This window comes from uncultured Muriicola sp. (genome assembly GCF_947258935.1).
Lineage (GTDB): Bacteria > Bacteroidota > Bacteroidia > Flavobacteriales > Flavobacteriaceae > Muriicola.
In genome coordinates, this window is record NZ_CAMYKH010000066.1 from 1 (window position 1) to 11,445 (window position 11,445).

The window sequence follows — 11,445 nt, forward strand, 5'->3', positions numbered from 1 at the left end:
TATTTAGAGAAAGGGAAACAAGTCTTATACCTTCTTCCCGAAATTGCATTAACTACCCAGCTCATCGATAGATTGCAGGCATATTTTGGTGAAAAGGTGGCGGTTTTTCATTCTAAATACAGCCAGAATGAACGGGTAGAAGTCTGGAACAATGTCTTGAATAATGCTTCAAAAGCACAGATCATCATAGGTGCCAGATCTTCTCTTTTTCTTCCTTTTTCGAAGCTTGGACTTGTGATCATTGATGAGGAACATGAGAATTCATTCAAACAGTACGACCCCGCACCCAGATATCATGCCAGAGATACTGCTATAGTACTGGCAACCCTACATAATGCTAAAGTGATCCTAGGGTCGGCCACTCCAAGTCTTGAAAGCTTTTACAATGTTCAAAACGGGAAATACGGGTATGCCTTTATGGATCAGCGATATGGGGGTGTTCAATTGCCTGAAATTGAATTGGTAGATATCAAAGAAGCGTCTAGAAAAAAAAGGATGAAAGGTCATTTTTCTGAAAGATTGATGGAAGAAATCTCGGAAACACTTGCCTTAAAAGAACAGGTGATCCTATTCCAAAATAGGAGGGGATATGCCCCTATCGTTGAATGTACAACCTGTGGCCATGCGCCCCAGTGCCCAAATTGCGATGTTAGTTTAACATACCACCAGGCAAAGAAGCAATTGCGTTGTCACTATTGTGGATATCATACAGTACTGGAAGAACAATGTATGGCCTGTGGATGTGCAACCCTGGATACCAAAGGGTTTGGAACCGAACAAATAGAACAAGAATTGGGAACGTTATTTCCTGATGCGAAAGTTGGACGCATGGATCTGGATACCACTAGAGGAAAACACGCCTATGAAAAGATCATCCTATCCTTTGCTCAAAAAGAATTCGATATCCTTGTAGGCACTCAGATGGTTACCAAAGGATTGGATTTCAGGCATGTGAATCTGGTGGGCATTATGAATGCGGATTCTCTACTTAATTTTCCAGATTTCAGGGCGCATGAGCGTAGTTATCAAATGTTGACACAGGTGGCGGGCAGAGCAGGCCGTACTGAAAAGAGGGGCATTGTACTAGTTCAAACCTACAATCCATTTCATAGCATTTTACAGCAGGTTGTTGTGGGTAACTACACCGCTATGTATAAAGAGCAGATGGCTCAAAGGAAAGAATATCATTACCCGCCGATTAACAAGATCATAAAGATCAGTTTTAAGCATAAGGACTACAATACCCTGAATGAGGCTGCAACCTGGTTCGGTAAGGCGCTGCGAAATGTTTTTGGCACTCAAATACTGGGACCGGAGTTTCCGCCGGTTGCCAGGATCAGAAATCAATACATAAAACAGGTATTGGTGAAGATTCCAAGGAAACAGTCGCTTAAACAAACAAAAAATAGCATCAAAAGAATTGAAAATTCCTTTAATGCTATTTCCTGGTACAGAAGTGTGCGTGTAATCTACGATGTAGACTACTTTTAACTAAACGTTGCTTAACGCCTCGGCCAGTTCTGTTTTCTTATTTCTACTTAGAGGAATAGATCTGCCACTTACTTCAACATTTTTACTGTTGAATTTTTCGATCTTCTCCAAATTCACGATATACGATTTGTGAATTCTCAGGAATTTATCCTCAGGTAATTGTTTTTCGAAAGCCTTCATGGTAGAAAGGATGACGATATTGGCTTCATCAGTCACCAATTTAATATAATCGCCAAGGGCCTCTATCCATTTAATATCATTTAAGATGACCTTGCGTTTTTTGAGATTACTTTTCACAAAAATATGCTCTTCATCTTCCAGAACCTGGTTCATTTGCTCGTATTTGGCTACTGCTCTTTTTACAGAGGCGTCAAAACGGGCCATGGTAATCGGTTTGTGCAGATAATCAGTTACATCATAATCAAATGCTTTTAAGGCATAATCCGGTTTTCCGGTGATCAGGATGACTTGTGGACTGTTTTCTAATGACTCCAACAGATCAAAACCACTAATGATCGGCATTTCAACATCTAGAAAGATCAGGTCAATCTCATTGTTCTTGATGCCGTTCTTGGCTTCAATTGCGTTGCTGTACTCCGCAACCAGGGCTAAATTCGGATGATTATTCACCAGTTTTGCAACTGCCATACGCTGCATAGATGAATCGTCAACAACAATACTTCTTAATTTCATAAAGGGTTGATTTGTGGGGTTAAATCATCGACAAAGTACTAAAAAAACGGGTTGATCTACAACAAAAGTTGTAAACATTTCAAAATTTAGTACAAAGCATGATGAGCATAATTTAGGTTTATAGGTTAAGTTCAATTTGAAACATTATAGTACCAATAACGAAGAAATATATAATTTCTTGTAAATAGACAGAAGAATTATTACTTTTGCGCTCCTAAAAATTGTATAATCATATGAATAATTACGAAACTGTTTTCATTTTAAATCCCGTTCTATCAGATGTTCAGATAGAGGAAACAGTTAAGAAATTCGAGGATTTCTTAATTAAGAATGACGCCAAAATGGTGGCAAAAGAGAATTGGGGCCTGAAAAAATTGGCATATCCCATACAACACAAGAAAAGTGGCTTTTATCATTTGTTCGAATTTACAGCTCCTGGTGAAGTAATTGCTCCTTATGAGCAGGAATTTCGAAGAGACGAACGCATTATGCGTTTCTTGACCGTAAAATTGGATAAGCACGCTATTGAGTGGGCAGAGAAAAGAAGAACAAGACAAAAAGCTAAAGCGTAAGGAATATGGCAACATTACAACAACAAGCAAAAGGAAAGAAAGACGGAGAGATTCGTTATCTAACCCCATTGAACATTGAGACCAACAAACAAAAGAAATACTGTCGTTTTAAAAAGTCGGGTATTAAGTACATCGACTACAAGGACCCGGATTTCTTGATGAAATTGGTAAACGAACAAGGTAAGTTACTTCCCAGAAGGCTTACAGGAACTTCCCTGAAGTATCAGAGAAAAGTAGCTCAGGCGGTCAAAAGAGCAAGGCATATTGCCTTAATGCCATACGTTGGAGATTTATTAAAATAAAAAGAAACAGATCATGGAACTTATTTTAAAAGAAGACGTACAAAACCTGGGTTTTAAGGATGATTTGGTATCGGTAAAGAATGGCTTCGGCAGAAATTACCTAATCCCACAAGGACTTGCCACTATGGCAACTCCTTCTGCGAAGAAAGTACTGGCTGAGAACTTAAGACAAAAGGCACATAAAGAGAAAAAGATCGTTGATGCAGCTAATAAAATTGCAGAAGCGTTAAAACAACTGGAAGTTAAGATCACAGCTAAAGTTGGAGCCGGTGATAAACTGTTTGGTTCAGTAACTAATGGAGACCTGTCCGATGCACTTGCAAAAGAAGGTCATGAGATTGATAAGAAATACATTATTATCAAGGGAGGCGCAATTAAAAGAGCCGGTCCATATGAAGCAGATATTCGCCTTCACAGAGACGTGATGGTTGAATTTAACTTTGAAGTAGTAGCCGAGCAGAAATAAGGCTATCTTAGTTTATAAATTAACAAGAGCTATGTTTTTCATAGCTCTTTTTTTATTTATATTGTAGTTGCCTTTAAACCAACTAACCACTATGAAAAAACAAATCATTTTTGCCATCCTTTTATTGGCCGGAACTGGCTCACTATGGGCTCAGGTTACAACATCAACTATCAGAGGTACCATTTATGAAAGCGAATCTAACCCATTATTTGGGGCGAATATTGTAGCCGTCCATACCCCAACAGGTACCAAGTACGGATCTATCAGTAATCAGGATGGTCGTTACACTTTAGCAAACCTTAGAGTTGGGGGCCCCTATGAAATCACGGTTTCCTATGTCGGCTTTAAAACCCAAATAGAGGAAGGCGTTTTCTTATCCCTGGGTGTAACTACAAATTTGGATTTCAGTTTAATATCAGAAAGTCAGGCACTGGAAGAAGTGGTAGTGGTCTATGACCAAACCGGTACATTTGGAAGTGATCGTACTGGCGCTGAAACAAGTGTAGGCAGAAGAGAACTCAACCGCTTGCCCACTATTTCAAGATCAGCCAGTGATTTTATCAGGCTAGACCCACAAGCCTCTTCCGGGGCTTCCGGATTATCTTTTGGAGGAAGGAACGATCAATACAACAACTTTTCCCTGGATGGTGCAATTTTTAATAATCCATTTGGTCTGGATGCGGCCACTCCTGGAGGACAAACCAATGCACAGCCCATTTCTCTCGATGCCATTGATCAGATTCAGGTTACTACCGCCCCATATGATGTTACACTATCGGGGTTTACAGGAGCTTCTGTCAATGCTGTGACCAAAAGTGGTACTAATGAAGTTTATGGTACAGCATATGGATTTTTTAGAAATGATGATCTCACGGGGGGTAAAATAAATGGGGACGATGTTTTTAAAACAGGACTGGAACAATATCAGTACGGTTTTAGTCTTGGCGGCCCAATTATTAAAAACAAACTTTTCTTTTTCGTGAACTTTGAGAAAGATGAGCTTACAGAATTAGGCACAGATGGTTTTGTGCCTAATACAGGTACCGGGGATATCAATGAAAGTAGAGTATCCCTGTCCGATTTTCAATTAGTTGATAACTTACTCCGCCAGGTAGTGATAGGACAGGATGCACAAGGCAATGATATTTTCTATAACCCTGGAAGATTCCAAGGTTTTAATTTCGATCAGCAATCTACTAAAGGTATCATCAAACTAGATTGGAACATCAATGACAATAATCGCTTGGCCATTATTTATAATTTTTTAGACGCTTCCAAAGGCAAACCTGCCAACAGAGATGCAATTACTTTCCGGGGCCCTAACACACAAACGCTTCAATTTGAAAATGCGGGCTATGAGATCAATAATAAGATAAAATCGCTGCAATTAGAACTGAATTCTACACTATCGGATGAGGCAACTAACAAACTTCAGGTAGGATATACACATTTTGATGACTTTAGAAATCCGTTCTCTACTCCAGCGCCTAGTATTGTAATTCTGGATGATACAGGGAGTTCCAACTATATTATTGCAGGTCACGAACCTTTTTCAATTAATAACCGTCTGGATCAGAAAGTGTTCCAGGTCACAAACAATCTGAATATTTTTAAAGGAGACCATACCTACACCATTGGTTTCTCTTTTGAAAAATTTCAATTCGACAATTCTTTTAATTTAGGAGCTTATGGTGCACAGGGTGTATTCTTCCCTACTACAACCATAACCGACTTTCCTAATTTTGCCAGTTCAGGCGCATTACAATCTGCCTTTGATGATGCCATAGCCGCAGACAGGGCATTTAATGCAAACGGCACTGGTAATCCTGGAGGCTGGTCCTTGGCAGAGACCAATGTTGGCCAGTTGTCTTTTTATGTGCAGGATGAGTGGGATGCGGCTGAGAATTTTAAATTAACCTATGGAGTGCGTTTCGACAAGCCTTTGTACTTCGATACAGCAGATAAGGTTAGGGAGAATATTGAACGTAAAGGCGGAGCTGCAGGAACCTATATTCCTTCCATACAATATTTCGACCCTGAAACAGGTGAGCCTGTATTTCTCAACTCAGAAACGTTACCAAACAATAACTTTTTAGTATCTCCAAGGTTTGGTTTTAATTGGGATGTTAAAAATGACAACTCACTTCAAATACGAGGCGGATCTGGTCTGTTTACAGGGAGATTCCCATTTGTATGGTTAGGAAACCAGGTTCAGGGAGTCGACTTTTTCTTCTACCAGGTAATTGATCCAGATTTTCAGTGGCCGCAAGTTTGGCGTACCAACATAGGCCTGGATAAGAAGTTTGATGACGGGCTAATTATTACTGCGGATATTTCATATACCAAAGATGTAAATGCTGCGCATGTGCAGAATTGGGGGCTAGACACTCCTTCCGCCACTTTAAATGGGGTAGATAACAGAGCTGTATATACCAATACAGATAAATCTCAGATCTTTGGAGGACCAACCAATGCCTATGTTTTTACCAATTCTGACAAAGGGCGTATTTGGAATGCCTCCCTAAAAGGGCAGAAGAACTGGGATAATGGATGGTATACCATGCTTGCCTATAGCTTCTTAAATGCGAAGGAAGTAAACTCTATAGATGCTGAGATCACAGGAGATGCTTTTGCCGGTAATACCATTGTAGGTAATGCCAATAATGATGTTTTATCATTCTCAAGATATGGAGATAACCATAGAATAATCGGGGTACTTTCTAAGCAATTTAATACAGGTACCACCATTTCTACATTTTTTGAATATGCTAAAAGCGGACGATATAACTATATCTATGGAGGCGATATTAATAATGACGGCTCCAGTATAAACGATCTGATATATATCCCAACCAGTTCTGAAATCGGATCGATGACCTTCAGTGGAGTCGGTCAGGCAGAGGCTTTTGAAGCCTTTATTCAACAAGATGATTATTTAAGTGGCCGCCGGGGTCAATACGCAGAACGATACGGAGCGCTAGCACCATGGAGGAGTACTTGGGATGTGAAAATTTTACAAGACATCAACATATCAGATAAAAACAAGTTTCAGTTAAGCATTGATGTATTAAACTTTGGGAATCTCCTGAATTCTAATTGGGGTGTTGTAGAAGGCCCCAGCTTTGACCAGGTACTGGGTGTTTCCGTAGACTCGGGAAACAATCCAACGTATACCTTTGATACAAACAGGAATGAGACTTTTGCCGCCATCACCAGTCAGATCTCCAGATGGAGAGCTCAATTGGGAGTGCGCTATATTTTTAACTAAAGAATAAAATATTATTTTTGGGCCGCCCTAAAAAGGCGGCTTTTTTATGAAATATACACGATTAACTAAACAACAGCTCGAAGAGCTTCATCAGGAGTTTATCAACTTTTTGGCAACTCAAAGCATAACTGCCACAGAATGGGAGATGATTAAGCTCAACAGGCCCCATGTGGCAGAAGAGGAGCTAGATGTATTCAGTGACCTGGTGTGGGAAGGGGTGCTTCAAAAAGTACAATACCTTGAAAATATTTCGGAGCAGCAAATGCATCTGTTCTTTCTTTCCGAAAAGGAAATGAAACTGATCTCTGTAAAGGTTATGAATCCTAAAATTGATCTCAGAACCTCCGAGGGTTTTGGCTGGTTTAAAAAGAACTGGCAATCAGATTTTGTAGAGTACCTGGTAGCTTCCAAAGCCTACAAAGAGGATAAGAATCTGGATAAATTTAAACTCATTCAGCAGGGAGCGGTGATCACCCGTGGAGAACTCTATCAATGGTTTGATAAAATCATAGAATAAGTCGATATTTGCCCAACTACACTAGATCATGGCTCAAAAACCTTCTATTCCCAAAGGTACCCGCGATTTTACGCCCGTTGAGGTTGCAAAACGCAACTATATCTTTGACATTATTAAAAGACAGTTTCAGATCTTCGGCTTTCAGCCAATCGAAACTCCCTCTTTTGAGAATTCGGATACCTTATTAGGAAAGTATGGAGATGAAGGAGACCGTTTGATCTTTAAGATCCTAAATTCGGGAGACTACCTAAATAAAGTAGATGATTCGGTATACAAGGCCAAAGATCTTGCTAGACTAACACCGCAGATCACAGAAAAGGCGTTGAGGTACGACCTAACCGTTCCTTTTGCAAGATATGTGGTGATGCATCAGAATGAGATCGACTTCCCGTTCAAACGATATCAGATACAGCCGGTATGGAGGGCAGACAGGCCTCAAAAAGGCAGGTTTCGTGAATTTTATCAGTGCGATGCAGACGTTGTAGGCGCCAATTCTCCTATTCAGGAAATAGAATTGATCCAGTTATATGATGCAGTCTTCACTGACCTGGGGCTAAAAAATGTCGTGATCAAATTGAATCACCGGAAGATACTCTCAGGAATTGCAGAGGTCATTGGGGCTCAGGAGAAACTGATACCATTCACTGTGGCTTTAGATAAGCTAGATAAGATCGGTAAAGAGGGGGTGATCAAGGAACTATTGGCAAATGGAATCAGCAAAGAGGCTGTTGATATGGCCATGCCGCTATTTGCCATGTCTGGTCAAATAAAGAACCCTTTTGAAGTATTATCAAACTTTTTAAAAAATTCTGCAAGAGGGCAACAAGGGATAGAAGAACTTAAATTTATTATAGAAAACATTGAAAAGCTTGGCCTATCCAGTGCTGAAGTCATGATCGATGTTTCGCTGGCCAGAGGACTTAATTATTACACCGGGGCAATCATGGAAGTGGCAGCACCTGCAGAAGTCTCTATGGGCTCTATTGGCGGCGGAGGTCGCTATGATGATCTTACTGGTATTTTCGGTATGAAGGATCTGAGTGGGGTAGGGATCTCTTTTGGTTTGGACCGTATTTATCTGGTGCTCGAAGAATTGGAGCTTTTCCCTGAGACCATTGACCAATCTGTACAGGTACTCTTTGTAAATTTTGGTGAAAAGGAAGCTATAGCGACCCTGCCATTGATCAGGACCCTGCGAGCTCAAGGGATAAAAACTGACCTGTATCCGGCGTATGCGAAGCTGCAGAAGCAATTCAAATATGCCAACAATCGGAATATCCCATACGTTGTACTTTTAGGGAAGGATGAACTTGAACAAAAGAGTGTAGTGGTAAAAAACATGGCAGAAGGTTCACAAAGGTCATACTCATGGAAAGAATTGGAACAATTTATAGAAGTACTATAATTGTTTCTTTAGAGCCAAGATCACTTCTTCGTAATACGTCTTTTGATGCGGCACATAGTCCATGGATGGAGTCTCGCTAAACAGATCCTTTTCCCAGGTAGTTATTGGTTTTAATTGAAGTGCCTCCACTTCTTCTTCCTGCTTTTGCAATGTTTCTATAGGTTGTCTTAAACAACATATAAAAGTATGATGGAATTCACAATCTAGCAGTCCGTGATGATGTTGCTGAATCGACTTAAATACCCCAATGGGATTAAGGGTATTCTCTTTAACTACAAGACCTATTTCTTCCTTTATTTCTCTAATGGCTCCGGATACAATGCTTTCGCCGGCCCCTACATGGCCTGCAACAGACACATCCCAGTATAAGGGAAAGGTCTTTTTTATCTGAGCACGCTGTTGAAGTAAGACTTCGCCGTTGCTCGTATAAAACCATATGTGAACAGTGGGGTGGAACAATCCTTTTTGGTGGGCTTCAGACTTTAAAATCTTATGCCCGGTATAATTCCCCTTAGTATCCAGAAGATCAACCCACTCTTCCATTGGAAATATTCTTATGTTTTACGGTATCTTAAATTCTAAACCAAAGACCTTAGACAAAACGACCTGCCTATCAATCAAAGTAGCTAAAGGTCTCACCGGCTTTAATGGTCAATAGTGTTTCATATATAAGCCTGATCACATTTTCCATATCATGTTTATGCACAGTTTCCACGGTGGTGTGCATATACCTTAAGGGTAAAGATATAAGAGCCGAAGCAACTCCACCATTACTATAGGCAAAAGCATCTGTGTCTGTGCCTGTAGATCGGGAAGAGGCCATGCGCTGAAATGGTATTTTACAGGTTTCAGCCGTTTCAATGATTCGCTCTCGCAATTTGTTCTGTACGGCAGGAGCATAGGATATTACTGGTCCTGACCCTAATTCGGTATGCCCCTGCGTCTTTTTGTCGATCATAGGGGTGGTAGTATCATGGCAAACATCGGTTATTATGGCCGCATTTGGACGTATGGTCTGAGTGATCATTTCAGCACCTCTTAATCCGATCTCTTCCTGTACCGAGTTGGTAATGTACAATCCGAAAGGAAGCTTTTTCTTATTTTCATGCAACAACCTGGCCACTTCAGCGATCATAAATCCACCTGCCCTGTTATCAATTGCCCGGCAAACAAATTTGTCCTTGTTCAGAATATGAAATTGGTCAGGATAAGTAATTACACAACCCACATGAACGCCCATTTTTAAAACCTCTTCCTTTTTCTTTGCGCCTACGTCAATAAAGATGTTGTCTAATTGAGGTGGCTTTTCTTTGGTTTTATCTCTTGTGTGTATGGCTGGCCATCCAAAGATCCCTTTGACGATCCCTTTTTTGGTATGAATATTGACCCATTTAGACGGAGCTATCTGATGGTCACTTCCACCATTTCTTATTACATAAATGAGTCCATCATCTGTGACGTAATTAACATACCAGGAGATTTCATCAGAATGCCCTTCAATGACAACCTTATAGGTGGCTTTTGGGTTGATAACACCGACGGCCGTTCCATAGGTGTCCGTGATAAAAGTATCTACATAAGGTTTGAGATAGTTCATCCAGAGTTTCTGTCCTTCCCACTCATAACCGGTAGGTGCAGCATTGTTCAGGTATTTTTCAAAGAATTCTACCGATTTTTTAGTAAGAATTTTAGTTTGGCTCATCTATGTTTTTTATTTGAATACAAACTTAGCAATATTCACGTTTATTTAATAACTCGGCATATGGTTTATCATTAATTTTGACAACAATATAACAGGAAGTAGATTTTATATGTGGAAATGGCTTTTTATGGGATTCATTTGTTTTTTTTCTTTAGCTATAAATGCTCAGGTAGAGGATAGGCCCCTTGATTCCATTCAGGAAAAGTTGATCATTATTGAAGGAGACTCTCTTTTTCAAGCCTCTATAGCTTTAGATGAGGTATTTATTTTTGGGAAGTTAGAGTTCTCTTCCTATGAAGAAAAGCTGCGCTACTATATTCTAAAAAGAAAAACACTTAAGGTTTATCCATATGCCAAGTTGGCTTCCGAACGTTTGGTAGCCTTGAATGATAGCCTTGAGAGTATTAAATCTAAAAGAAAGAAAAAGAAGTACACCCGGCATATACAGAAATTTATTGAAGAAGAATTTTCGGAAGAACTTAAGAAACTAACCAGGACAGAAGGTCAGATACTGGTTAAGTTGATCTTTAGGCAAACGGGTAAGACATCTTTTGATCTTGTTAAGGAACTACGCAATGGGTGGCGTGCTTTCTGGTATAATACCACGGCCAAGATGTTCAAGATAAGTATCAAGGAAGAATTTAGTCCGGAAACAGTGCATGAGGACTATTTAATTGAGGACATTCTACAGCGGGCGTTTGCGGAAAATAAATTACAAAGGCAGAAGTCTGTTTTAGATTATGACTATGCTTCGTTGACCAATAAATGGAGCCAACAACAAAAACAGAAAAAATAGTTGCGGATTCCATCTACATCCTTTATATTTAAAAGCCTTTTTTGTTAGGAATTACTGCAAAAACCTAATATTGAGGGTCTTAATTCTGGAGCTAAATTATTTTTTTAAAAATATTTGAAAATTTATTTTTAATTAAAAAATTGGTTTTATATTTGCACCCGCTTAGCGTGAGATCGTTGGGTGAGAAAGAGATTGACAAAGTTCATTGATATATTGGTAGACAGCGAATTTGC

11 protein-coding genes are annotated in these 11,445 nt (G+C 39.7%); 8 read left to right on the forward strand and 3 right to left on the reverse strand.

Annotated features, from left to right (window positions below):
- Nucleotides 1-1,491, forward strand: a 1,491-nt coding sequence (gene priA, locus Q0X72_RS10860) for a primosomal protein N' (protein ID WP_297765145.1), incomplete at its 5' end; no start/stop codon positions are given.
- Here the strand turns inward: priA and Q0X72_RS10865 are convergent.
- The gene (locus Q0X72_RS10865; RefSeq protein ID WP_297765148.1) at nt 1,492-2,184 is read right to left on the reverse strand and encodes a LytTR family DNA-binding domain-containing protein; all 693 of its coding nucleotides are present in this window, start codon (nt 2,182-2,184) and stop codon (nt 1,492-1,494) included.
- Nucleotides 2,185-2,417: 233 nt separating this feature from the next.
- Between Q0X72_RS10865 and rpsF the strand changes: the two genes are divergently transcribed.
- From rpsF to hisS, 6 genes are all read left to right on the forward strand, one after another.
- A complete protein-coding gene (gene rpsF, locus Q0X72_RS10870; RefSeq protein WP_297765151.1) occupies nt 2,418-2,756 on the forward strand; it encodes a 30S ribosomal protein S6 in 339 nt (112 codons plus the stop codon).
- A 5-nt stretch (nt 2,757-2,761) separates the two neighbouring features.
- On the forward strand, nt 2,762-3,058 hold the full coding sequence (gene rpsR / locus Q0X72_RS10875) for a 30S ribosomal protein S18 (protein WP_297765153.1): 297 nt from the start codon (nt 2,762-2,764) through the stop codon (nt 3,056-3,058).
- Between the two features lie 13 nt (nt 3,059-3,071).
- Nucleotides 3,072-3,524, forward strand: coding sequence for a 50S ribosomal protein L9 (gene rplI, locus Q0X72_RS10880; protein ID WP_297765156.1), 453 nt, complete (start codon nt 3,072-3,074; stop codon nt 3,522-3,524).
- A gap of 91 nt (nt 3,525-3,615) precedes the next feature.
- Entirely contained in the window at nt 3,616-6,792 is a 3,177-nt protein-coding gene (locus Q0X72_RS10885; RefSeq protein ID WP_297765159.1) for a carboxypeptidase regulatory-like domain-containing protein, read from the forward strand.
- A 46-nt stretch (nt 6,793-6,838) separates the two neighbouring features.
- A complete protein-coding gene (locus tag Q0X72_RS10890; protein ID WP_297765162.1) occupies nt 6,839-7,309 on the forward strand; it encodes a DUF6495 family protein in 471 nt (156 codons plus the stop codon).
- Between the two features lie 28 nt (nt 7,310-7,337).
- Nucleotides 7,338-8,714: a histidine--tRNA ligase gene (hisS, locus tag Q0X72_RS10895; RefSeq protein WP_297765165.1), complete on the forward strand. Its 1,377-nt coding sequence runs from the start codon at nt 7,338-7,340 to the stop codon at nt 8,712-8,714.
- Here the strand turns inward: hisS and Q0X72_RS10900 are convergent.
- On the reverse strand, nt 8,709-9,257 hold the full coding sequence (locus tag Q0X72_RS10900) for an NUDIX domain-containing protein (RefSeq protein WP_297765168.1): 549 nt from the start codon (nt 9,255-9,257) through the stop codon (nt 8,709-8,711). The genes hisS and Q0X72_RS10900 overlap by 6 nt on opposite strands.
- 70 nt (nt 9,258-9,327) lie before the next feature.
- Nucleotides 9,328-10,416: a M42 family metallopeptidase gene (locus Q0X72_RS10905; RefSeq protein WP_297765171.1), complete on the reverse strand. Its 1,089-nt coding sequence runs from the start codon at nt 10,414-10,416 to the stop codon at nt 9,328-9,330.
- Between the two features lie 127 nt (nt 10,417-10,543).
- On the opposite strand from Q0X72_RS10905, the gene Q0X72_RS10910 reads away from it, so the two are divergent.
- Nucleotides 10,544-11,212: a DUF4294 domain-containing protein gene (locus tag Q0X72_RS10910; RefSeq protein ID WP_297765174.1), complete on the forward strand. Its 669-nt coding sequence runs from the start codon at nt 10,544-10,546 to the stop codon at nt 11,210-11,212.
- Nucleotides 11,213-11,445 lie beyond the last annotated feature (233 nt).

Excerpts from the sequence above, each read along its gene's own strand:
- Q0X72_RS10865 (WP_297765148.1), bottom strand. The coding sequence starts at position 2,184 with ATGAAATTAAGAAGTATTGTTGTTGACGATTCATCTATGCAGCGTATG.
- rpsF (WP_297765151.1), top strand. The coding sequence starts at position 2,418 with ATGAATAATTACGAAACTGTTTTCATTTTAAATCCCGTTCTATCAGAT.
- rpsR (WP_297765153.1), top strand. The coding sequence starts at position 2,762 with ATGGCAACATTACAACAACAAGCAAAAGGAAAGAAAGACGGAGAGATT.
- rplI (WP_297765156.1), top strand. The coding sequence starts at position 3,072 with ATGGAACTTATTTTAAAAGAAGACGTACAAAACCTGGGTTTTAAGGAT.
- Q0X72_RS10885 (WP_297765159.1), top strand. The coding sequence starts at position 3,616 with ATGAAAAAACAAATCATTTTTGCCATCCTTTTATTGGCCGGAACTGGC.
- Q0X72_RS10890 (WP_297765162.1), top strand. The coding sequence starts at position 6,839 with ATGAAATATACACGATTAACTAAACAACAGCTCGAAGAGCTTCATCAG.
- hisS (WP_297765165.1), top strand. The coding sequence starts at position 7,338 with ATGGCTCAAAAACCTTCTATTCCCAAAGGTACCCGCGATTTTACGCCC.
- Q0X72_RS10900 (WP_297765168.1), bottom strand. The coding sequence starts at position 9,257 with ATGGAAGAGTGGGTTGATCTTCTGGATACTAAGGGGAATTATACCGGG.
- Q0X72_RS10905 (WP_297765171.1), bottom strand. The coding sequence starts at position 10,416 with ATGAGCCAAACTAAAATTCTTACTAAAAAATCGGTAGAATTCTTTGAA.
- Q0X72_RS10910 (WP_297765174.1), top strand. The coding sequence starts at position 10,544 with ATGGGATTCATTTGTTTTTTTTCTTTAGCTATAAATGCTCAGGTAGAG.